Here is a 21582-nt window from a genome sequence, read left to right on the forward strand (position 1 = left end):
ACAGGGGATCTACACCGTGGAACTATATCTGAAGGTTCGCCTGGCTGTCTCCGAAGGGATGACGCAGCGCCAGGCAGCAAAGCATTTCAACATATCTCGCGACAGCGTCGCCAAGATGGTGTCGTATTCGATACCGCCCGGCTATCAGCGGCGATCACCGATCCGGCGGCCGAAGCTGGATGCGTTCGTTTCGACGATCGAGCATTGGCTCGACGAGGATATGAAGGTGCCGCGCAAGCAGCGGCATACTGCCAAGCGGGTGTTCGACCGGCTGCGCGACGAATGCGGGTTCACCGGCGGCTACACGATCATCAAGGACTACATGCGCGAGCGGGATCAGCGCCGCCGGGAGGTGTTCGTGCCGCTGTCGCATCCTCCCGGCCATGCGCAGGCCGACTTTGGCGAGGCGACTGTGGTGATCGGCGGCGTCGAGCAGAAGGCGCGCTTCTTCGTGCTCGATCTTCCGCATAGCGACGGCTGCTACGTGCGGGCCTATCCGGCGGCGGTGGCCGAGGCCTGGGTCGACGGCCACATCCATGCGTTTGCCTTCTTCGGAGGCGTGCCGCAGTCGATCGTATACGACAACGACCGTTGCCTTGTGGCGAAGATCCTGCCCGACGGCACGCGCAAGCGGGCAGCGCTGTTCAGCGGTTTTTTGTCCCACTACCTGATCCGCGATCGCTATGGCCGTCCGGGAAAGGGTAATGACAAGGGGAATGTGGAGGGTCTTGTCGGATATGCCCGGCGCAACTTTATGGTGCCGATCCCGCAGTTTGCGACATGGGATGCGTTCAACGATTTTCTGGAGGAGCAGTGCCGAAAGCGCCAGCGCGATAAGCTACGCGGCGAGAACGAGACGATCGGCGAACGGCTGCAGCGCGATCTTGCCGCCATGCGTCCCTTGCCGGCGTCGCCGTTTGATGCCTGCGACCAGACCAGCGCTGTTGTGACAGCCCAATCGCTGGTGCGCTACAAAACGAACGACTATTCCGTGCCGGTTGCCTACGGTCATCAAGACGTCTGGGTCCGGGGCTATGTCGATCAGGTGGTGATCGGTTGCCGTGGTGAGATCATCGCCCGCCATCCCCGGAGCTGGGAACGGGAAGACATCGTCTTCGACCCCGTCCATTACCTGCCGCTGATCGAGCAGAAGATCAATGCGCTGGATCAGGCAGCTCCATTGCAGGGCTGGGATCTGCCGGACGAGTTCGCCACGCTGCGCCGTTTGATGGAAGGCCGCATGGCAAAGCATGGCCGGCGGGAATACGTCCAGGTTCTCCGTCTGCTGGAAAGCTTCGAGCTTGCCGACCTGCATGCGGCGGTAAGGCAGGCCCTTCAGCTCGGCGCGATCGGCTTCGATGCGGTCAAGCATCTGATCCTGTGCCGCGTAGAACGCCGACCGCCGCGATTGGACCTGTCGATCTATCCGTACCTTCCGAGGGCGACGGTCGAGAAGACCTCGGCGAAGGCGTATATGCGCCTCCTGTCGTCTGATGCGGGAGAGGCGGCATGAGCACCGAAGCACCTGACATCCTGCTCGCCCACTATCTCAAGACCCTCAAGCTGCCGACCTTCCAGCGCGAGCACCAAAAGCTGGCCCGACTCTGCGCAACCGAGGACGTCGATCACGTCGGCTACCTCTTCCGGCTTGCCGAGCGGGAGATGATCGAGCGCGATCGCCGCAAGGTCGAACGGCGGATCAAGGCGGCCAAATTCCCGGTCGTCAAAAGCCTCGACAGCTTCGACTTTGCCGCCATCCCCAAGCTCAACAAGATACAGGTGCTGGAACTGGCCAGATGTGAATGGATCGAGCGCCGCGAGAACGTCATCGCTCTCGGTCCCAGCGGCACGGGCAAGACGCATGTCGCGCTCGGCCTCGGCCTGGTCGCCTGCCAGAAAGGCTTATCCGTCGGCTTCACCACGGCGGCGGCCCTGGTCAGCGAGATGATGGAGGCTCGAGACGAGCGGCGTCTGCTCCGCTTCCAGAAGCAGATGGCCGCCTACAAGCTGCTGATCATCGACGAACTGGGCTTCGTGCCGCTCTCCAAGACCGGTGCGGAATTGCTGTTCGAGCTGATCTCCCAGCGTTACGAGCGCGGTGCCACCCTGATCACCAGCAATCTGCCTTTCGATGAATGGACCGAAACCTTGGGATCAGAACGACTGACCGGCGCACTGCTCGATCGCATCACCCACCACGTCAACATTCTCGAAATGAACGGCGACAGCTATCGTCTCGCCCAAAGCCGCGCCCGAAAGGCTGGCTGAAACCTTTCAAAAAAATCGCCGCGCCCGGCTGAGACCCCGCTCGGGCTACGCCCTCACGGCGGTCTCAGCCGGGCGCAAGGGTGGCCGACTTTTGCTCCGCCCGGTGGCCGGAAATTGCTCCGCCGTTGACATTCTTGCGGCATCGATATATTTCGATATGAATGCATTTAATTCGATATCGATATTAATCGAATAATCGGCACAGGGAGAGGTCGCATGAAGACATCCGTTCGAGGATCATTGGCGATGGCGAGTGCTGCGGCACTGGGCATGGCGCTGGTTTCGCCGGCTTACGCGCAGGCTGCGGACCCGAATCCGGACGGCATCCAGGACATCGTCGTCTATGCCCAGAAGAAGGCGCGCGGCGAGCAGCTCCAGAAAGTGCCGATGGCGATCAGCGCGATCGATTCCAAGACGATCGAGGCCTCGCACGCGATCGACATCCGCGACATCGGACGCCTCGTCCCCAACGCCCAGCTCGACGGGGTCGGCACCTTCCCCGGCTTCGCCAACTTCTTCATGCGCGGCGTCGGCGTGAGTAGCAGCGTCAGGTCGCTCGACCCGGCGGTCAACATCATCCAGGACGGGATGGTCATCGGCTACCAGGCGGGCGCCGTGCTGGACACGTTCGACACCGAGGGGGTGGAGGTGCTGCGTGGTCCGCAGGGCGTGCTGTTCGGCCGCAACGCATCGGGCGGTGCCGTCAGCCTGCGCAGCAAGCGCCCCACCGGCAAGAGCGAAGCGACGTTCAAGGTCACCCTGGGCAATGCGAACACGGTCGAGACCCGGACCGGGCTGGAGACCGCCATCGTCGAGGACAAGGTCTTCGCGCGCCTCGCGGTGCTGACCCGCAACAATGACGGCTTCTTCCACAACCGGAACAGCGGCACCTTCGTGACCGTCCCGGCCGCGACCAACGCCAACCCCACCGGGGCCGCCGCGGCGCAGCACAAGGAAGGCCGGGTCGGTGGCGCCGACGAGGTGGTCGTCAAGTCGACCTGGGTCTTCAATGTCGCCGAAGCCACGCGGTTCACGCTGCTCGGCCAGTATATCAATTTCAAGGACGGCGGCGGCGCGACCCGTTCCTTCTTCGTTCCCGGCAGCCCTCAGCGGCAGCAGCAGACCCTGTGGGGCTATACGCCTGCCGACAAGAAGTGGGGCGTCAATCTGGGCACGCCCGGCTATACCGACATCAAGGGCTTCCATATCATCGGGGAGCTGTCGCAGGACATCGGCGCCGGCACGCTCACCGCGATCGGCGCCTACCGCAAGGTCAGCTATGACTCGACGCTCAACGTCGGCGGCGATCCCTTCGACGTGCTGCTGTACCCTGACGGGGAGGAGGATGCCAAGCAAAGCAGCTTCGAGGCACGCTACAACATCACCATCGCGGACCGGTTCGACCTGCTGGTCGGCGGCTTCTACTTCAACCTGAAGGAGGATGTGTTCGAGAAGCGCCTGACCCGGCTCCCGACGACCACGCTCGACCGCTACACCGTCAACGTGTGGGACCAGGACATCAAGTCCTATGCGGCCTTCGCCAATCTCGATTTCCACATCACCCCCGAACTGACCGCATCGGCCGGCGTCCGCTACAGCAAGGACACCAAGCGGATGCACGTCCAGCCGCTGGTCAACTGCCCGGGCCAGAGCTTCGAATCCTGCGTGCTCAACTTCCTCGACGCGAAGAAGTCGTGGGACGACGTCTCGCCGCGGTTCGTGGTGAACTACAAGGTGCAGCCCAATATCATGCTCTATGCGAGCTATTCGCGCGGCTACCGCGCAGGCAACTTCAATGCCCGCGCGCCATCGGCCGGCGGTGCCGTCACCCCGGCCAATCCGGAGACGGTCGCGTCGTACGAAGTGGGCGTGAAGTCCGACCTGCTGGACAACCGCCTGCGCATCAACCTGGGCTATTATCGTCAGAAATATGACGACATCCAGCGGCTCGTCCAGTTCGCCGTTGCCGGCGAACCTCCGGCCCAGCAGCTGTTCAACGCCGCCAAGGCGACGATCCAGGGCATCGAGCTGGAAACCGCATTTGCTCCGGTCCGTGGCCTGCGCTTCGACGGATCGCTGGGCTATACCGACGCGAAATACGACTCGTTCAACAACCTGACCGGCCTGCCCGCCGGCGTCAGCGCGACGAGCCTCCGCTTCGACCGCGTGCCGAAATGGACCGCCTATATCGGCGGCAGCTACGAAACCGATCTCGGCGACGACAGCTCGCTGTCGTTCCGCACCGGCTACACCTGGCGCTCGCATGTCTACACCGACGTGCAGAACACGCCCCTGCTCGAACAGAAAGCCTATGGCCTTTGGGACGCGAACGTCACCTACGAGCGGGGCCGCTGGTCGGTGTCGTTGTTCGGCCGCAATCTGGCCAATACCGAATATGCCGAGATCAAGTCGCCGATCATCGGATACAACGCCTTTGGCGGCATGCCGCGCTATTATGGCGTCGAGTTCGGCGTCCGCTTCTGATCGCCACCGCCGAGCACTGGCGAACGATATCCGGAAGGCTGGCGGGAGGATATCCCGCCAGCCCGTCCACCCTGACGAAAGCAAGGCCCGATTGAGGCAGTTCGGCGCAGGGGCCGGCTATCCGACGACCTTCGACATCGCCTCTCGCATCAGATCGATGCAGAGCGTCGCCGCCGGCGACAAGCTGCAGCGGGCCGGGCAGGTGGCGGCGATCGGCAGATCCCTCGCCTCAACCGCGATTTCCCGCCGGTCGTCCATCCCGTCACGTTCGTGCAGCCGGACACGGGCCGCAGCGCACGACGATCATGGGACTATGGCCTGGGCCGTCGCCTCCATGATCGCCGGGCAGCCTGACCGCCCTCGCTCCACCGGCCGCCGTTCATCCCACCATATAACCGCCGTCGACGGCCATGACGTGGCCGGTCATGTAGCTCGACGCGGGACTGGCAAGGAACAGGATCGCGCTCGCGAGCTGGATCGGCTGGGCGGAACCGAGCAGCAGGCGGCCGGGCATCATGATCGGCCCCTTGGGGTCGAAGCCCATGCCGCCCTCGCGCATGCGGCGCGACCTGTCAACGCCGGGATAAAAACGGGCCAGGCACCGGTTTAAAATGGGGCCAGTTGGTTTGAACAAAAAGCCCCAAGGTTGAGGCTGGGCAGCATCGGCAGCGGGGAAGCGGCTGGAGCGGAGCGGAAGCCGATTTCCCGCTGCCGATGGCCGCCCGTTCTTAGGTCATTTATCCTCCCCCTTGTCCTTCTGGCGCTTGCGGCTGCTGGCGAGACGGAAGCTGTCACCATTCATCTCGAGAATGTGGACGTGGTGTGTCAGCCGGTCGAGCAGGGCGCCGGTCAGGCGTTCGGAGCCGAACACCGATGTCCATTCATCGAAGGGCAGATTGCTGGTGATCAGCGTGCTGCCGCGTTCATAGCGCTGGCTGAGTACCTCGAACAGCAACTCGCCGCCCACGGCGGTGAATGGTACATATCCCAACTCGTCGAGGATCAGCAGCTTTACAGATGCCAGATGCTTTTGCAGGCTGCGCAAGCGACGCTCGTCGCGAGCCTCCATCAGGTCATGGACCAACGCCGCGGCCGTTGTGAAGGCCACGCTGTGCCCTTTCTGGCACGCAGCCAGTCCTAGCGCGAGGGCGGTGTGGGTCTTACCGGTGCCGCTGGGGCCCAGCGCAATGACATTACGCCGCCGCTCGATCCATTCACCGCGCGCCAGTTCCAGAACCAAGGCCTTGTTCAGTGATGGCTGGGCTGCAAAGTCGAAGGTGTCAAAGCTCTTGGTGTGCGGGAAGCGAGCCATGCGGATACGGCGCTCCACCATCCGGCGCTCGCGATCAATCCGTTCAAGTTCGCACAGGCGCAGCAGATAGCGGGGGTAATCGGCCCGATCCTGCGCGGCCTCGAAGGCGACCTTCTCATACTCGCGCACAAAGGTGGGCAGCTTGAGCGCTTTGAGATGGTTGGCCAGTAGTACAGCGGGCGGCACGCTGGTGGGTTCGGCCTCGATGGCTGGCAGCGGCATCATGGGATCACTCATGCTGCCACTCCCGTCGCTGGAGTGCCTGCCTGCGAGAGCAGGCCCATGTAGGTGCGCGGATCGGTACGCCCGACATTCGCGCGCGGCAAATGCGGGTAAAATTGCAGATCGAGGCGCGGCACACGCTGTTCGAGGCGGGCCAGCGCGATCATCTTGATCGCATCGAAGCTGATTGCCCCCATCTCCAGCGCGCGGGCCACTGCCCATTCCACCAGGGACTGCTCGAAGCGTTCGCATAGCCGCAGCACCTGGATGAACTCGCGCCGTCCCTCTTTGCCGCTGCGCGCCTCCATCAGTCGTCGGATGCGATGCATCGGTTCAGCCAGCACCCAGCCATCGAGCGGCGCTGCCTGATCAAGCGCGCGGGGTTTCTGTTCTAACAGCGCCAGATAGTGCAGCGGGTTGGCAATGAAGTCCTCCCGCTCATAGCTGCGCGGATGCACTGCGATCAGCTCCCCGCCACAGATGATCGCAACCCGATCGACATAGCCTTTGATTACGACCTCCTGGTGGGCATAGGCCGTCGGCACCGAATAATCATTGGTACGATAGCGCACCAGCGACATCGACGAGGCCCGCCCCGTCACCATATGGCAGGGATCGAACGGCACCGCCGGTAGCGGCATAAAGGCCGCCAGATCAGCCACCAGCCTGTCACCGATGCTGCGCTCATGCCCGCGCAAGATGGCCTGTCGTCGCTCCATGCATTGTTCGACAAAGCGCGCGTTCAGCGCATCAAAGCTGGGCGCCTCTGGCCTCGGCACCATGAAGTGGCGCCGGGAATAACCGACCAGCCCCTCGACCTTGCCCTTGTCGTTACCCTTGCCGGGGCGCCCGAATTTGTCTTCGAACAGGTAATGGCTCTGGAGGGTCGAGAACATCCGGCTGCGCTCGCGCTTCCCGTCGCCCAGGATCTGCGCCACTGCCAGCTTGGTGTTGTCATACAGGATCGACTGCGGGATGCCGCCGAAGAAGGCAAAGGCCGCCACGTGCCCTTCGCAAAATGCCTCAGCCACCTCGGCAGGATAGGCTTTAACGAACGGCGCATCGCTGTGCGGCAGGTCCATGCAGAAATAGTGGAACCGCACCAACTTGCCGTCGATGATCCCGTCCGCCTCACCAAAATCCACCTGCGCATGCCCCGGCTTGTGGCTCAATGGTATGAACACCTCGCGGCTGCGCAACTTGGCGCCCGCCACATAGTCGCGAACAATGGTGATGCCGCCGGTGAAGCCATGTTCATCGCGCAGACGCTCGAAAATACGCGCGGCAGTGTGTCGCTGTTTGATGTGAACCTTGCGGTCATCCACCAGGATTTGGTCAATGATGTCGGTAAATCCGGACAGCTTGCGGCTGTAGGTTTGCCCGCTCCGGCCGTGCGCTGCTGGCTCTGGAAAGCACAGCATCTTGTCGACGGTCTTGCGATTGATCCCAAAATACCGGGCGGCAGCGCGACGGCTCATCCCGTCAATCAGCACGGCGCGGCGGACCTTCTGATAAAGCTCCACTCTCTTCATCCTCCACCTCCGCCCAAAAACGGAGGTCTAGCAGGACTGGCCCCTTTTTAATCCGGTGAGACTGGCCGATCCGTGGCCCCTTTTATTCCCGGTGTTCTCAAGAGATGTTCAACATCGCAGAGAGCTACAGGTGCTCGATCGAGACCGATGTTTACGAGATTGGAGGACAAGAGCGAGCCTGGTAGATCGCCATGTTCAATCTTTGTTCTTCAACATGGCCAAAATCGCAGCTTCGGGCCGACTGGGCCAACAAGGGCGAGGTCTGTACCTGCCCGTCGCGCGCCCTGATCCATGAGTCGATCTTCGACCGCTTCATCGAGCGCGCCGTGGCGCGCGTCGCCGCGATCCGCCAGGGCGATCCGCTCGACCCGTCGGTCCAGGTCGGCGCGCAGGCGTCGGAGGACCAGCTCCACAAGATCCTGGGCTATATCGATATCGGCAAGGCCGAGGGCGCGCAGTGTCTGGTCGGTGGCGCCAGGGCGCTGCCGGGCGGTGCGCTCGACCAGGGCTATTTCGTGCAGCCGACCGTGTTCGTGGGTCAGAACCACATGCGCATCTTCCAGGAGGAGATCTTCGGTCCCGTCCTGTCGGTCACCACGTTCAAGACGGTCGAGGAGGCGATCGCACTTGCCAATGACACCGCCTACGGTCTTGGCGCGGGCGTCTGGACCCGGAGCGGCAACACCGCCTACCGGCTCGGCCGCGCGATCGAGGCCGGGCGGGTCTGGACCAACTGCTATCATCAGTACCCCGCCCATGCCGCCTTCGGCGGATACAAGGCATCGGGCTTCGGGCGTGAAAACCACCGGATGATGCTCGATCATTATCAGCAGACCAAGAATCTGCTCGTCTCCTATGACGAGCACGCGCTCGGCCTATTCTGACCCCCCGCTTAAAAGGAGAAACGGACATGGCGAAAACCATGAAGGCGGCGGTCGTCCGCGAATTTGGCAAGCCCCTGGTCATCGAGGACGCGCCGATCCCGACGGTCGGCCCCGGGCAGGTCCTGGTCAAGATTGCGGCAACCGGCGTGTGCCATACCGACCTGCACGCGGCAGAAGGGGACTGGCCGGTCAAGCCCAACCCGCCCTTCATTCCCGGCCATGAGGGCGTCGGGCATGTCGCCGCCGTTGGTGCCGGCGTCACCCATGTGAAGGAAGGCGACCGGGTCGGTGTGCCCTGGCTCTACACCGCCTGCGGGCACTGCGTGCATTGCCTGGGTGGCTGGGAGACGCTTTGCCACGAACAGCAGAACACCGGCTATTCGGTCAATGGCAGCTTTGCCGAATATGTCCTCGCCGATCCCAACTATGTTGGTCACCTTCCCGACAATGTCGACTTCCTCGACATTGCGCCGATCCTCTGCGCGGGCGTCACCGTCTACAAGGGACTGAAGGCCACCGAGGCCCGGCCCGGCGAGTGGGTGGTCGTCTCCGGCATTGGCGGGCTCGGCCACATGGCGGTGCAATATGCCCGTGCCATGGGTCTCAATGTGGCCGCGGTCGACATCGACGATAGCAAGCTCGACCTCGCTACACGCCTTGGCGCCACACTGACGGTCAACGCGCGCAGCGAGGACCCTTCGGCAGCGCTCAAGAAAGCCATTGGCGGCGCGCACGGGGCGCTGGTGACCGCCGTTTCGCCCAAGGCGTTCCAGCAGGCGCTCGGCATGGTCCGGCGCGGCGGCACGGTCGCGCTCAACGGCCTGCCGCCGGGCGACTTCCCGCTGTCGATCTTCGACACCGTGCTGAACGGCATTACCGTGCGCGGCTCGATCGTCGGCACGCGGCTCGATCTGCTCGAGGCACTGGCGTTCGCCGGCGAGGGCAAGGTCAAGGCCACGGTCCATGCAGACAAGCTGGAGAACATCAACGACGTCTTCTCCCGCATGCATCATGGCGACATCGAGGGCCGGATCGTCCTCGACCTCGCCTGAACCCGACTTCGCGAAAGTACAGTTCATGTCTCCCTTACATATCCGGCCGATCGCGCGGCGCCGTTTCGTCCAGGGGCTGGCGATCGGCGGCGCGGTCGCCGGTTTCGCCCCGGCGCTTCTCGCGCGATCCGCACCAACCTTGCCCGCTGAGCTGAGCGGGACCGAGTTCGACCTCGAGATCGCCGAGCTGCCGGTCAACTTCACCGGCAAACGCCGTATCGCGACCGCGGTGAACGGCAGCGTGCCCGCGCCGGTCCTGCGCCTGCGCGAAGGCGACACGGTCACGCTGCGCGTACGCAACGGCCTCAAGGAGATGTCGAGCATCCATTGGCACGGCATCATCGTGCCGGCGGAGATGGACGGCGTGCCCGGCATCAGCTTTGCCGGCATCGCGCCGGGCGAGACCTTCACCTATCGCTTCGAGGTCCGCCAGAGCGGAACCTACTGGTATCACGCTCACACGCTCGCCGAGCAGACGGGACTCTATGGAGCGATCATCGTGGAGCCAAAACAGGTGCCGACGGCGCGGGCGCCCGATCGCGACTATTGCATCGTGCTCAGCGACTGGTCGGACGAGCCGCCGTTGCAGATCTTCCTCAATCTCAAGAAGCAGAGCAGCTACTATAATTTTGCGCAGCCGACCGCCGGCGATTTCCTCAAGGATGTCGGCACCATGGGCTTGGGCAAGGCGCTCGAGCGGCGGCGGATGTGGAACAGCTCGCGGATGAACCCGACCGACTACAGCGATGTCTCTGCCGCGACCTACACCTATCTGATGAACGGCGCGCCGCCCGCCGGCAACTGGACCGGTATCGCCGCGCCCGGCGAGCGCGTGCGCCTGCGCTTCGTCGGCGCGGGGACGGCGACGTTCTTCGACGTGCGGATCCCCGGGGTCGAGCTGACGGTCGTATCGACCGACGGGCAGCCGGTCGAGCCGGTCACGGTCGAGGAATTCCGGATCGGCCCGGGCGAGACCTACGACGTCGAGTTCACCATGCCCGAGGGCGGCGCCCGCACCATCTTCGCGCAGGCGATCGATCGGAGCGGCTATGCGCGTGGCACGATCGCACCGGCCCCGGGCATGGCGGCAGCCGTGCCGCCGCTCGATGCCCGGACCTGGCTCGAGCCGGTCGACATGATGGGCGCGATGGCGACGATGGGCGCAATGGGAGGCGACGCGCATGCCGGGCACGGCATGACCGAGATGCCGGCCAGGGCACGGCACGCCCGCACCGAATATGGCGCCAATACCGACATGCGCGTCGACTATCCGCGCACCAATCTCGACGATCCCGGCGCCGGGCTGCGCGGGCGCGGCTGGCGCGTGCTGACGCTGGCCGATCTGCGCACGCCGGGCGGCGATCCCGACCCGCGCGAGCCCGAGCGCGACATCGAGCTGCATCTGACGGGCAATATGGAACGGTTCATCTGGTCGCTCGACGGCATCAAGCTCAACGATTCCAGGCCGCTCCATTTCAGGCCGAACGAGCGGCTGCGCGTCACCTTCGTCAACGACACGATGATGGCGCATCCGATGCATCTGCACGGCATGTGGAGCGATGTCGAAGGCCCGGACGGCGCCTTCCAGGTCCGCAAGCATACGGTCGTGGTCCAGCCCGCCCAGCGGGTGAGCTTCCGCGTCACCGCCGACGCCATGGGCCGATGGGCCTTCCACTGCCATCTGCTCTATCACATGGCGGCCGGCATGTTCCGGGAGGTGGTGGTCGCATGATCCGGATTTTCCCCTCGCGCGGCATCGCTCTTGGCGCTGCCCTCTTCCTGGCGCCGGCGATCACGGCCCCCGCCCTCGCGCAGGATGCCTCGCCCCCGTCGCCCGCCACCACCCCTGCCCAAACGGCCACTCCCGCTCCGCACACTCCTTCCGCGCAAGGCTCTCAGGACCATGCGGGCATGGACATGCCGGGCATGGATATGACCGACACGAAGGCGTCCGGTAACGGCGCCACGATGGACATGGGCTCGATGCAGGGCGGCCAGGCCCCGCCGGACGCGCGCAACTCGGACGATTATGCCGACGGCTACCGCAACTCGACGCTGCCGGGCTATGAGATGGCCGACAAGCTCTCAATCCCCAAGATACTTGTCGATGAGCTTGAGTTCACCAGCGGCAACGAGGGTCAGGGCGTGGGCTGGACCGTGCTCGTCACCAAGGGTCAGGACAATGACAAGCTCTGGCTGCGCAGCCAGGGGCTCAAGAACTCCCGCGACCAACGTCTCGATCCGGAGAGCAGCGTCGAGGCGCTGTGGTGGCACAGCAAGAACCCGTTCTGGGGCACGCTGCTCGGGGTCAGGCAGGATCTCGGCAAGGGTGCGACCACCTGGCTGGCCGCCGGCGTCGAGGGACTGGCGCCCTATTGGTTCGACGTCCAGCTCACCGGCTATGTAGGAACCGATGGGCGTCTCGCGGCGCGCGCCAAGGCGTCCTATGAGGTCTTGTTCACCAATCGGTTGATCCTCACACCGCAGGTAGAGACCAATATCTATTCGAAGCGGTCGAGAGATCGGCAGCTTGGCAGCGGCTTCAGCAATGTCGAGCTGAGCGGACGGTTGCGCTACGAGGTGTCGCGCAAGTTCGCGCCCTATATCGGCTTCGTCTGGGAGCGTGCGTTCGATGGCACGGCGGGCTTCCGACGCCTGCGGGGCGAGGGGTCATCCGAACACCGGCTGGTGATCGGCTTGCGCGCTTGGTGGTGATACCGGCTCTCCGACGAACCGCTGACCCGCTTGTTCCCCAAGGCGAATCACACGATGGCAAGCGTGGTCAATCCTCCTTCATTGTGTTGCTGCTCGCGGCGGTGTCGGCCTCGGCAGGGCAGACGGCCATTCTCGCTTTCCTTCCGACCCTGGTCGACCCAAATCCCGGCGGGCTTTCCTCAGCGCATGATTTTCATGTCGCGAGCTTGACCGCCGTCCACCCGCTGGCAGCACTGGTGGCGGCACCGCTTTGGGGCTGGATTGCCGACCGGGTCGACTACCGCGTCATGTTGCGCACAGCGCTCATTATCCTCGCGATGGTGACTGCACCAGTTGGCCTCGTAGCTCTGCCGACTCTCTACGTTTTGCGCACGGTCGCGGGGATGGCGGCCGCCGCCATCATACCGCTTGCGCTGCTCAGTGCGAGTTTCGCCGCGGTCAGCCGTGGGGAGCAGGCGCGGCGTTTCACCTGGTTGACGGGGTCTGTATTTTTGGGAGACCTCGGCGGACCGCTTTTGGCGGAAGCCTCCGTTGCGATCATGCCCGGCGCGCCGCTCATGATCGTTGCTGCCAGCATCGGCACCGTCGCGGGGTCGCTTTGCCTTGTAAGCCTGCCAGGCCGCTGTGCGCACTGCCTCGACTCAGGAGATCCGCCGCCGCCGACAGTCTGCGCCACGGGAGTCCTATTACTCATCACGATCGCTGCGGGGGCCGGGCTTGCCGCTATGCACGTCAATCTCCTGATGACGCGCAGTGCGGTCTCGCTGAGCCGCGAGCAGATCGCCTGGATGCTCAGTCTTTGCGGATTCGGCATGCTGGCGGCGCAGATCTTTCATGCAAGGCTCGATTGGTTAGTGAAGGTTCCCGGGCGTCTTGCCGGATTGACGCTCGGTTTGCTGGCAGCGGCGCTCGTTGCCTTTCCACTCGCATCAAGCATAGCCGATATGAGCGTGTTCATCCTGGTCGCCGGTTGGAGCTCGGCGAGCCTGCGATTGGTCACAAGCTTCTGGATCAGCGGTTCTGCGGCGGCCTCAGGGGTGAGGCTTGGCCTCCAGCATTCGGCTGCCAGCATCGGGCAGGCACTGGCGCCCGTGGCGCTCGCTTTCGCCGCACCCGGCGCTCAGCCTCTCGTCCTCTGGAGCATTGCCGGCCTGTCGCTCCTGCTGCTTGTGGTCCTGCCACTAGCTTGGAAACGGCCCTCTTCAGGTGCTAATTCGTCAGGCGGATAAGGGGAGCGCGTAAATCGATATGAATCGTACCGTCCACCACTATCCAAGATGTGTTGCTGTGACAAATGAGCCCAGCCGCGGGCAAGGCCCTTGGGCGCAGCTGGGTTGGTTTCCTCTGGAAAAACGACGTGCTCGTGTCCCCACCTGGCCTCTTTAGCGTTGGCGGTCGGACGCGGTCCATTTACTCATTCGACGAGAGGCGTCTGTGACGGCCGATTGCCTCGAGGAGTAGACGGCTCCTTAGTGGTTTAGTGATCATGTGATCAAAGCCCGCGTCGGCAGCGCGGCGGGCGAGAACCTCGTCATGGAAGCCCGAAATCATGATGGAGCATCCGGACCAGCCCAGCGATCGGAGTTGGCGCAGGATCGAAAAGCCATCAATGTCCGGCATGCGATAATCAACAATCAGGCAATTGGCTCGCTTGGCACGCGAATCGGCCAAAAGCGCGCTACCACTTGTATAGCTACAGACGCAGTAGCCACGGGATCTAAGGAGAAGCTGAAGGGCACGCCGAACACCCGGGTCGTCGTCGGAGACGAGGATGGTGTAGCGCCCATCACCTTGTGTGTCAGAAAACGAAGACATCTCGCGCGACATGAGGACCTGTTGCATCACGGCAATGGCTCGCACGATGCGGCATCCTCGTCGCTACGTAGAGGGCGCAGTTATCACGTCTTGCGACCGAACCCGGCAGCAAAGGCGATCCTCAACGCCTCAGAGAGATTGCGGACCTCGAGCTTGGCCATGAGGCTGGCGCGGTGAACCTCGACCGTCCGGGATGAGCAACCCAGATCATAGGCGATCGTCTTGTTGGGCAAGCCGTTCGCCAATCCTTCCAGCACTTCCTGCTCGCGGGGGGTCAAGGCAGCAACCCGCACCTCGGCTTCCGACGATTCCAGCGCGCGAAGGTCGACATCGTCGAGACGAGCGAAAGCGCGCCTCACGGCCTCGAGCAGGGCAGCCTTCTCGAAGGGCTTTTCGAGAAAGTCAATCGCGCCGCCTTTCATAGCCTGCACAGCTACCGACACATCGCCGTGGCCGGTCAGGACGATGACCGGCATGTTGATCCCACGCGCAGCCATAGTGGTCTGGACTTGGAGACCGTCCATTTCAGGCATCCGCACATCCAAGATAACGCAGCCTACTTCAGCGGACTTCGCTGTCCTGAGAAATTCCACTCCGGAGGTGTAGGCGATGACATCATAGCCCGCGGTTTTGAGCGCGAAGCTTGCCGCCTTGCGGATGCTCTCCTCGTCGTCGACCAGATGAATGATGCGTCTATCCCCCATGTTCCTCCTCCGCCCGCGCGTGGATCAGCGTGAAGTGAAAGCACGTGCCGCCTCGGTCGGAGCGCTCCATCCAGATGCGGCCGCCATGTGCTTCGATGATCGTCCGGCAGATCGAGAGGCCAAGGCCCATGCCGTCGGCCTTCGTCGATGTGAACGCCATGAACAGTTGTTCGCGAATTTCTTCCGCGATCCCGGGGCCGGTATCCTCCACCGTAACCTCGACAAGGCCGTCGGCACGCAAACTCGTCGCGACTTTGAGGTCGCGGATCGATGATTCTGCCATGGCCTCAGCGGCGTTGCGCATCAGGTTTACGAGCACCTGCTGGATCTGCACCCTGTCGATGAGGACCGGCGTGGCTGCGGGGTCGATTGCGAAGAAGCTACGGATGCCCCGCTCGCGCGCGCCGACCAGTGCCAGTTGGCTTGCCTCGGTGATGACTTGCGGCAGGTCGTGCAAACTCTTGTCGACCTCACCGCGTGCGACGAAGTCGCGGAGGCGCCGGACGATGTGGCCAGCGCGCAGCGTCTCCTGAGCGGCATCGTCCATTACGGACCGAAGAGAGACGAATGGCTCATCATCCTGGACAGCGAGCATGTCCCGAATGGTTTCGAGATAGAGCGCCACTGCGGCGAGCGGCTGATTGAGTTCATGAGCAAGCGTGGAGGCCATCGTACCCATCGCGCTCAACCGCGAGACATGAACCAACTCCGCTTGCAGTTCCTTGAGCCTGAGCTCATCCTGCTCCTTGGCGGTGAGATCCCGGATGAACCCTGTGAAAAGCCGCTGGCCCTCTTCACCGGCCTCGCCGACCGACAACTGCATCGGGAAGGTCGAGCCGTCGCGGCGCTGACCCACAACGACGCGGCCCAGACCGATGATCCGGCGCTCGCCCGTCTGCAGATAATGCGCGATGTATTCGTCGTGCCGGTCGCGGTCGGGCTGAGGCATAAGACAGGAGACATTTTGCCCGACGAGCTCGGCTTCCGAATAGCCGAACATGCGCTGGGCAGCAGCGCTGAACGAGGTGATGACGCCGGCCTCGTCGATTATTATCATTGCATCAGGTACGGTCGCCAGGATCGATTGCAGATGCTGCTCGCGCGTTTCGTTTGAAGCCCGGACCGCCGCCTCGTCGGTGACATCCCGGCTGATGCAGGCAAAGCCTCGATGGGCGTCGTCTTCGAACAGCGCAGTGATGGTCAATCGCGCAAGGTATTCCGAGCCGTTCTCGCAGACTCGCCAGGCTTCACGCTCCAGAGTGCCTTCGCGCAGAGCGGCGTCCAAGTCGGCGCGAGGCCGTCCTGCCGTTATCTCGTCTGGCGGGTAGAACAGGTCGTGGGGCTGTCCCAGAACGCGATCGAGCGGCCAGCATTCGGCACGCTCGCCTTCTTCATTATAGCTCAGCACGATCCCGGAAGGATCGAGCAGCGTCAGGACGTGGCCGCCAGCCTGTCGCAGGAACAGCGGCGCAAGCCGCGCTACGTCGCTTGCAATCTCGTCCGCCCCGCGCCTCGTGTCGACCATCGGCCGGCTCACATACCTGGCCGGGCGCACGTATCCGGGCGTAGCCCGACCGTGCCACTCAGCGCCGCGCGAGTATGGCCTTCATCTCGTCGATTTCCTGCCGCTGCGAGCGCTTGATCGATTCGCAAAGCCGGATGACTTCCGGATCGCTGAGCTTTGCTTCCTGGCACATCAGGATCGCCCCGGAATGGTGCGGGATCATCGAGCGCAGAAAGGCCGTGTCGCCGATCGTGGTCTGGGTGCGGATGAGTGCAAAGCTGCCGAAGAAGGCGACCAGCGACGCGGCGATCAGCGCGATGTTGGCGGCCTTCGACGCGAACATGTGCCGCATGGCGAGGATCATCAGCACCACCATCGGCGCGACCATCATCAGCGTCATGTAGAGCATGTTGAGGTTGTTGTAGAAGCTGTCGAGCCCGTCGATCATGACGAACATCACCAGATACATGATGACGCCGCTGATGACGGTCTGAACGGCAAGGCTCCAATAGGCGCCCATCTTCCGGGTGTTCATGTGGGACGAATGGTCCATGGCGTATCTCCTTCGCTCGGCGCCGGCCGACCTGGGTATGAGTGTAACGCCCCGCTCTCTTGTTCGCCCCCGCCATCAGCCGTCCTGATGCTAAAACCAGAAGCGAACGCCGGCGACGAAGCTGGTGGCATGGACGTCCTCGCCCGCAAGCCTCGACAGCCGCGCCGTGTCTCCGGCTTTGCGCAGATAGGAAACGCCGATGTAAGGCGCGAACTGGCGGCTGAATTCGTAGCGCAGGCGCGCGCCGAGCTCTATGTTGACCAGCCCCGAACCGATGTCGTTCTCCGGAATATCCTGTGCGGCGAAATTGACCTCGGCGCGCGGCTGGAGGATCAGGCGCTGGGTGATGCGCTGGTCGTAATAGCCCTCGACCCGGCCCAGAACATCGCCCTTGGTCGAGAGGAACAGCGCGCCTTCGACCTCGAACATGCCAGGAGCCAGGCCCTCGACGCCGATCGTCGCGTAGGTGCGGTCGGGCCCGCGGCCGAAGTCCTGGCGGATACCGCCCTGAAGATTGAAATAGGGGTCGATGGCCCGGCTGTAGAGCACCTGCACCTCGGCGCTGTCGATGCCGCGGCCGAACTCGCCTTCGCCCTCGCTCTTGAGCCAGAGCCGGTTGATGTCGCCGCCGTAAAAGCCTTCGCCATCCCAGCGATAGCCATCGCGGCCGCTATGCGCCTGATACTCGAACAGGTTGAGCAGCATTTGCCCGAAATTGTTGCCGCCGCTATCCTTCATCATGATGTCGCGCGAGCGCGCCATCTCGCCGCCGGGAAAATCACGATCGGCGAAGTGGTCGCTTGGGGGAGGCGGCGGGGGCGCATTGCCGGCCGGAAGCGCCGTGCCGGTCATTTGCATGCCGGGCATGGCGGGCATTCCCGGCATCGTTGTCTGGCCATGCTGCGAATGGTCCATACCCGGCATCTCCGGCATCGCGGGAGACGCGGGTTGCGGCTGACCGGCCGCATCTCCCTGCGGCGCAGGACTGGCCTGGTGCTGCGAATGGTCCATCGCCGAGGTGGCGTCCGGCGCTGGTGTCTGAGCGCGCGGCCTGGCGGCGGCCTTGTCCTTCTTCTTCTCCTGCGCCGGCGCCACTTCGCCCGGCGGCGCCATGCCGGGCATGCCGTGCATCGAATGATCCTGGGCAAAGGCGGGCGCGGCAGCGAAAAGGGCGATCGCGCTCACCAGCGGCGTGAGGATGCGGGTCATTACGCGTCTCCCTTCGGACGGACGCTCACGACCCGCATCATCCCTGCATGCATGTGGTAGAGGAGATGACAGTGGAAGGCCCAGTCGCCGACCGCGTCGGCGGTGAAGTCCCAGGTCACCTTGCCGCCGGGCTGGACGATCACCGTATGCTTGCGCGGCGCATGATCGCCATGCCCCGTCACCAGCTCGAAAAAATGCCCGTGAATATGGATCGGATGCCCCATCATCGTGTCGTTGATGAGATTGACGCGCACCCGCTCGCCTTCGATGAAGGGGATCGGCTCGTGATGGTCCGACATTTTTTCGCCGTCGAACGACCACATGAACCGCTCCATGTTGCCGGTGAGGTGAATGTCGATGCTGCGGCTCGGCGCGCGCACGTCCGGATTGCGATCGAGCGCCATCAGGTCCCTGTAGACAAGCACCTTGTGGCCGACGTCGGCGAGGCCCTGGCCGGGCTCGCCGGTGCGGTCTACGGGCATCGGCGAGATGGTCTGGACGCTCGGGTCGCGCTTCACCTGCGGCGCGTTCGAGAAGTCGCGCATCTTCATCGAGCCCATCGCGTGCCCGCCATGATCCATGCCCGCCATCTGGCCATCGGCGCCCATCGCGCCGTGGTCCATGCCGGCCATCGATCCATGATCCATCCCCGAATGATCCATGCCTGCCATGGCGCTATTGTCCATGGTCGCCATCGCTGCCGCCGCGCCGGTCGCGAGGCGCGCGGACGCGTTCTTCTCGGCCGTCGGATCGACGCCCCGCATAGCGCCGCCCGACATGTCCATGCCTTCCATGCCCGGCATCGAGGACATGTCCATGCCCATGTCCTTCATGTCGGCGAGCGGCCGTTTGCGTAAGGGGGGAACCTCGCCGGCCATGCCGGCGCGCGGCGCGAGCGTGGCACGCGCCATGCCCGAGCGGTCGATCGCCTCGCCGACAAGGGTGTAGGCCTTGTCATCGCCTGGGCTGACAACGACGTCGTAGGTCTCGGCAACACCAATCTGGAACTCGTCGACGGTGACCGGCACCACATTCTGCCCGTCGGCCTGGACGATGGTCAGCGGCAGGCCGGGGATGCGGACGTTGAAGGTGGTCATCGCCGACGCATTGATGACCCGCAGCCGCACCCGTTCGCCCGGGGTGAAGAGCGCGGTCCAGTTGTCCATCGGACCATGGCCGTTGACGAGATAGGTGTAGGTGGATCCGGTCACATCGGAGATGTCGGCCGGGTCCATCCGCATCTGGCCCCAGTCGAGCCGGTCTTTGAGCGGCTGATCCTTGCCCGACAGGAGCCCGGCCAGGGTCTGGCGCTGGAAATTGAAATGGCCGGGGTTGACCTTGAGGCGCCGGAAGATCGCCTGCGGCGAGAGCGCGCTGTGATCGGCGAGCACGATGACATGCTCGCGGTCATAGGCGACCGGATCGGCACCGGCGGGATCGATGATGATCGGGCCGTAATGGCCTTCCTGTTCCTGCAGGCCTGAATGGCTGTGGTACCAGTAGGTGCCGCTTTGCACGACGGAGAACTGGTAGAGGTAGTTCGAGCCCGGCTTGATGCCCGGAAAAGACACGCCCGGCACACCGTCCATATTGGCCGGCAGGATCAGCCCGTGCCAGTGGATCGAGCTGTCCTCCTCCAGCTGATTGACGACGTTGAGCCGCACGCGCTGGCCCTCGCGCAGCCGGATCAGCGGGGCGGGGACCGTGCCGTTGAGGCCGATTGCCCGGAACTTGCGCCCGTCGATGGTCATCGACTGCCGGGCGATGGTGAGCGTGATGTCTTCGCCCGCCACGGTCGGCAGCGTCGGGCGCATCCCCGGCGAGATCGTCTGCGCCCAGGCCGGCAGCCAGGCTGACAGTGCGGCGCCACCACCGGCGAGGGCCGCTCCGCGAAGGAACTGGCGGCGGTCGAGAGCAGATATCATTCGGTTGTCTCAGCTTTAAGAAAGAGGGCGGACCTATTGGGAATACGCAGCATGGCCTCATCCCCCTCAAACTTTCTTTAATATTTCCGAAAGGCGTGCCCTAGCTCGATAGAGGCGCGTTTCGACCGCCTTCTGGCTGATCCCGAGAATTTCGGCGGTTTCAGCTTCCGATTTCTCGTCGATCGTACGCAAAATAAGCGTGTCCTTGAGGGAAGACGGCAGGGCAGCAATCGCTTTCATTGCTTGCGCGAGCTGCTGTTCGGCCCCGATCGCCTGATCGGGCAGCGGTGCGTCGTCGGCGACGCCGTCCGCCTCGCCGAGCGGTAGGGCTAGGGCAAAGAAATTTCGAACCGCTCGCCGACGCCGCCAGTCATGGCATTTGTTGATGACAATCCGGGACATCCAGACCTGGAAGGGTCGGGTTACGTCATAGCGGTTGAGTGCGGCAAAGGCCGCGACGAAGCTCGCCTGGGTGACATCCAATGCCTCATCCATAGATCCGACATGGCTGCGCACGAGCCGGTGAACCCAACCTTGATGCCGGCGGACCAGCTCGCCATAGGCCGCTTGCCGGCCTCCAAGCGCCAGAGCCGCGAGCTCCCCGTCCGAGCAGTCGGGGAGGCACGCGGTCATTCGGATTTGGCCGTCAGCGCTTTCACCACGGCGTCGTCGAATTTGTCCGTCTGATCCGGGCGCAGCACGGCCCGCATCGCGAAGATATGCTCAAGTGTTTCTTTCTGCAGCGCGCCCATGGCCTGGTGCGAGCGATCCACCGCAGTTGCGACTTGCGGGCCATAGCCATGCTCCGCTTCGATCGCTTCCGCGAGACGCGCATTGTCGGCGCGCAATTCGGCCTCCAGCGCTTGACGCCGGATCGCGTAGTTCTTCTCGATTGTCTCGAGTCGGCTGTGTTGCGCTGAATTCAGCTTCAGATCGCGATGGAGCAGCTCGTGCAGCTCATTTTCGACCGGGCGCACTGGAACCACATAGACGCGGCCAATGACAACGCCAGCGATCGCCGCGGCGAAGGTCACCAGGACGAGGAGCAGGAGCCGGCGGCGGTCGCGCATCACTGCGAGCTCAGCAGCGTCGAGGGCGCAAGCGCGAGCCGAGCATCGAAGGGCGATAGCGGTTTGGCATCAGCAGACCGTGTCGGAACTGCCGAGCCGGCAATTCCGATGAACAGCGCGGTTGCGGCCGCGATGCCGAACGTCATAGCGCCAAGGCTTGGTATGGCCCGGATGCGCGCTATTTCCGCCATGACCCGGCTTTCCAGGCCGCTGAGCCTGGGATCGAGAGGCGCATCGCGCAACCGCGAGAGCAGGTGGTCAAGTTCATCCATGGTGCTTCTCCGTCTTCATCCTTCAATACGCACGATGGTCCAGGAACCCTTGCTGTAGATT

21 protein-coding genes are annotated in these 21582 nt (G+C 63.7%); 8 read left to right on the plus strand and 13 right to left on the minus strand.

The window, feature by feature from the left end; translation table 11 throughout:
• Positions 1–16 precede the first annotated feature (16 nt).
• From istA (CMV14_RS24310) to CMV14_RS24320, 3 genes are all read left to right on the plus strand, one after another.
• Positions 17–1513, plus strand: coding sequence for an IS21 family transposase (gene istA / locus CMV14_RS24310; protein WP_066970373.1), 1497 nt, complete (start codon positions 17–19; stop codon positions 1511–1513).
• Complete coding sequence (gene istB / locus CMV14_RS24315; protein WP_066970376.1) at positions 1510–2268, plus strand: IS21-like element helper ATPase IstB; 759 nt, start codon at positions 1510–1512, stop codon at positions 2266–2268. Before istA (CMV14_RS24310) ends, istB (CMV14_RS24315) begins: the two co-directional genes overlap by 4 nt.
• Positions 2269–2484: 216 nt before the next feature.
• On the plus strand, positions 2485–4752 hold the full coding sequence (locus CMV14_RS24320; RefSeq protein WP_083216194.1) for a TonB-dependent receptor: 2268 nt from the start codon (positions 2485–2487) through the stop codon (positions 4750–4752).
• A gap of 117 nt (positions 4753–4869) precedes the next feature.
• Here the strand turns inward: CMV14_RS24320 and CMV14_RS26925 are convergent, their stop codons facing one another.
• The 4 genes from CMV14_RS26925 to istA (CMV14_RS24335) form a co-directional block, all read right to left on the minus strand.
• On the minus strand, positions 4870–5010 hold the full coding sequence (locus tag CMV14_RS26925; protein ID WP_190282641.1) for a hypothetical protein: 141 nt from the start codon (positions 5008–5010) through the stop codon (positions 4870–4872).
• 121 nt (positions 5011–5131) lie between these two features.
• Complete coding sequence (locus CMV14_RS24325; protein ID WP_066970355.1) at positions 5132–5311, minus strand: SDR family oxidoreductase; 180 nt, start codon at positions 5309–5311, stop codon at positions 5132–5134.
• 174 nt (positions 5312–5485) lie between these two features.
• On the minus strand, positions 5486–6286 hold the full coding sequence (istB, locus tag CMV14_RS24330) for an IS21-like element helper ATPase IstB (RefSeq protein WP_066970386.1): 801 nt from the start codon (positions 6284–6286) through the stop codon (positions 5486–5488).
• 11 nt (positions 6287–6297) lie between these two features.
• Positions 6298–7818, minus strand: a complete 1521-nt coding sequence (gene istA / locus CMV14_RS24335; protein ID WP_096367681.1) for an IS21 family transposase — start codon at positions 7816–7818, stop codon at positions 6298–6300.
• A gap of 185 nt (positions 7819–8003) precedes the next feature.
• Between istA (CMV14_RS24335) and CMV14_RS24340 the strand changes: the two genes are divergently transcribed.
• Genes CMV14_RS24340 through CMV14_RS24360 form a run of 5 tightly spaced genes read left to right on the plus strand, consistent with a single transcriptional unit; the run spans position 8004 to position 13698 of the window.
• Positions 8004–8702: an aldehyde dehydrogenase family protein gene (locus tag CMV14_RS24340; RefSeq protein WP_408014394.1), complete on the plus strand. Its 699-nt coding sequence runs from the start codon at positions 8004–8006 to the stop codon at positions 8700–8702.
• 26 nt (positions 8703–8728) lie between these two features.
• Complete coding sequence (adhP, locus tag CMV14_RS24345; protein ID WP_044663293.1) at positions 8729–9754, plus strand: alcohol dehydrogenase AdhP; 1026 nt, start codon at positions 8729–8731, stop codon at positions 9752–9754.
• A gap of 25 nt (positions 9755–9779) precedes the next feature.
• A complete protein-coding gene (locus CMV14_RS24350; RefSeq protein WP_044663294.1) occupies positions 9780–11486 on the plus strand; it encodes a copper resistance system multicopper oxidase in 1707 nt (568 codons plus the stop codon).
• On the plus strand, positions 11483–12469 hold the full coding sequence (locus CMV14_RS24355; RefSeq protein ID WP_170825659.1) for a copper resistance protein B: 987 nt from the start codon (positions 11483–11485) through the stop codon (positions 12467–12469). Before CMV14_RS24350 ends, CMV14_RS24355 begins: the two co-directional genes overlap by 4 nt.
• Positions 12463–13698, plus strand: a complete 1236-nt coding sequence (locus CMV14_RS24360; protein ID WP_231746511.1) for an MFS transporter — start codon at positions 12463–12465, stop codon at positions 13696–13698. Before CMV14_RS24355 ends, CMV14_RS24360 begins: the two co-directional genes overlap by 7 nt.
• 181 nt (positions 13699–13879) lie before the next feature.
• Here CMV14_RS24360 and CMV14_RS24365 read toward each other — a convergent pair whose 3' ends face one another.
• From CMV14_RS24365 to CMV14_RS24405, 9 genes are all read right to left on the minus strand, one after another.
• Positions 13880–14284 (minus strand): response regulator, encoded by a 405-nt coding sequence (locus CMV14_RS24365; RefSeq protein ID WP_037486787.1) that lies wholly within the window; start codon positions 14282–14284, stop codon positions 13880–13882.
• A gap of 83 nt (positions 14285–14367) precedes the next feature.
• Positions 14368–14988: a response regulator transcription factor gene (locus tag CMV14_RS24370; RefSeq protein WP_037486757.1), complete on the minus strand. Its 621-nt coding sequence runs from the start codon at positions 14986–14988 to the stop codon at positions 14368–14370.
• Positions 14978–16513 carry a PAS domain-containing sensor histidine kinase gene (locus CMV14_RS24375; RefSeq protein WP_066970313.1) on the minus strand — a complete coding sequence of 512 codons (1536 nt, stop codon included), beginning with the start codon at positions 16511–16513 and terminating at the stop codon, positions 14978–14980. Before CMV14_RS24375 ends, CMV14_RS24370 begins: the two co-directional genes overlap by 11 nt.
• A 58-nt stretch (positions 16514–16571) precedes the next feature.
• The gene (locus tag CMV14_RS24380) at positions 16572–17045 is read right to left on the minus strand and encodes a DUF305 domain-containing protein (RefSeq protein ID WP_013039091.1); all 474 of its coding nucleotides are present in this window, start codon (positions 17043–17045) and stop codon (positions 16572–16574) included.
• A 90-nt stretch (positions 17046–17135) separates the two neighbouring features.
• On the minus strand, positions 17136–18254 hold the full coding sequence (locus tag CMV14_RS24385) for a copper resistance protein B (RefSeq protein WP_030541627.1): 1119 nt from the start codon (positions 18252–18254) through the stop codon (positions 17136–17138).
• The gene (locus tag CMV14_RS24390; protein WP_044663296.1) at positions 18254–20179 is read right to left on the minus strand and encodes a copper resistance system multicopper oxidase; all 1926 of its coding nucleotides are present in this window, start codon (positions 20177–20179) and stop codon (positions 18254–18256) included. The genes CMV14_RS24385 and CMV14_RS24390 overlap by 1 nt, the downstream gene beginning before the upstream one ends.
• A 66-nt stretch (positions 20180–20245) precedes the next feature.
• Positions 20246–20812, minus strand: coding sequence for an RNA polymerase sigma factor (locus CMV14_RS24395; RefSeq protein WP_007683367.1), 567 nt, complete (start codon positions 20810–20812; stop codon positions 20246–20248).
• On the minus strand, positions 20809–21249 hold the full coding sequence (locus CMV14_RS24400) for a periplasmic heavy metal sensor (RefSeq protein WP_007683368.1): 441 nt from the start codon (positions 21247–21249) through the stop codon (positions 20809–20811). The genes CMV14_RS24395 and CMV14_RS24400 overlap by 4 nt, the downstream gene beginning before the upstream one ends.
• Entirely contained in the window at positions 21249–21521 is a 273-nt protein-coding gene (locus tag CMV14_RS24405; protein WP_066970339.1) for a hypothetical protein, read from the minus strand. Before CMV14_RS24405 ends, CMV14_RS24400 begins: the two co-directional genes overlap by 1 nt.
• Positions 21522–21582: the final 61 nt, after the last annotated feature.

It is taken from the genome of Rhizorhabdus dicambivorans, from assembly GCF_002355275.1.
In the GTDB taxonomy this organism is placed as follows: domain Bacteria; phylum Pseudomonadota; class Alphaproteobacteria; order Sphingomonadales; family Sphingomonadaceae; genus Rhizorhabdus; species Rhizorhabdus dicambivorans.

Bases quoted from the DNA above. Each gene is read 5' to 3' on its own strand.
- istB (WP_066970376.1), top strand. From the start codon at position 1,510: ATGAGCACCGAAGCACCTGACATCCTGCTCGCCCACTATCTCAAGACC.
- CMV14_RS24320 (WP_083216194.1), top strand. From the start codon at position 2,485: ATGAAGACATCCGTTCGAGGATCATTGGCGATGGCGAGTGCTGCGGCA.
- CMV14_RS26925 (WP_190282641.1), bottom strand. From the start codon at position 5,010: ATGGACGACCGGCGGGAAATCGCGGTTGAGGCGAGGGATCTGCCGATC.
- CMV14_RS24325 (WP_066970355.1), bottom strand. From the start codon at position 5,311: ATGCGCGAGGGCGGCATGGGCTTCGACCCCAAGGGGCCGATCATGATG.
- istB (WP_066970386.1), bottom strand. From the start codon at position 6,286: ATGCCGCTGCCAGCCATCGAGGCCGAACCCACCAGCGTGCCGCCCGCT.
- istA (WP_096367681.1), bottom strand. From the start codon at position 7,818: ATGAAGAGAGTGGAGCTTTATCAGAAGGTCCGCCGCGCCGTGCTGATT.
- adhP (WP_044663293.1), top strand. From the start codon at position 8,729: ATGGCGAAAACCATGAAGGCGGCGGTCGTCCGCGAATTTGGCAAGCCC.
- CMV14_RS24350 (WP_044663294.1), top strand. From the start codon at position 9,780: ATGTCTCCCTTACATATCCGGCCGATCGCGCGGCGCCGTTTCGTCCAG.
- CMV14_RS24355 (WP_170825659.1), top strand. From the start codon at position 11,483: ATGATCCGGATTTTCCCCTCGCGCGGCATCGCTCTTGGCGCTGCCCTC.
- CMV14_RS24365 (WP_037486787.1), bottom strand. From the start codon at position 14,284: ATGTCTTCGTTTTCTGACACACAAGGTGATGGGCGCTACACCATCCTC.
- CMV14_RS24370 (WP_037486757.1), bottom strand. From the start codon at position 14,988: ATGGGGGATAGACGCATCATTCATCTGGTCGACGACGAGGAGAGCATC.
- CMV14_RS24375 (WP_066970313.1), bottom strand. From the start codon at position 16,513: ATGGTCGACACGAGGCGCGGGGCGGACGAGATTGCAAGCGACGTAGCG.
- CMV14_RS24380 (WP_013039091.1), bottom strand. From the start codon at position 17,045: ATGGACCATTCGTCCCACATGAACACCCGGAAGATGGGCGCCTATTGG.
- CMV14_RS24385 (WP_030541627.1), bottom strand. From the start codon at position 18,254: ATGACCCGCATCCTCACGCCGCTGGTGAGCGCGATCGCCCTTTTCGCT.
- CMV14_RS24390 (WP_044663296.1), bottom strand. From the start codon at position 20,179: ATGATATCTGCTCTCGACCGCCGCCAGTTCCTTCGCGGAGCGGCCCTC.
- CMV14_RS24395 (WP_007683367.1), bottom strand. From the start codon at position 20,812: ATGACCGCGTGCCTCCCCGACTGCTCGGACGGGGAGCTCGCGGCTCTG.
- CMV14_RS24400 (WP_007683368.1), bottom strand. From the start codon at position 21,249: ATGCGCGACCGCCGCCGGCTCCTGCTCCTCGTCCTGGTGACCTTCGCC.
- CMV14_RS24405 (WP_066970339.1), bottom strand. From the start codon at position 21,521: ATGGATGAACTTGACCACCTGCTCTCGCGGTTGCGCGATGCGCCTCTC.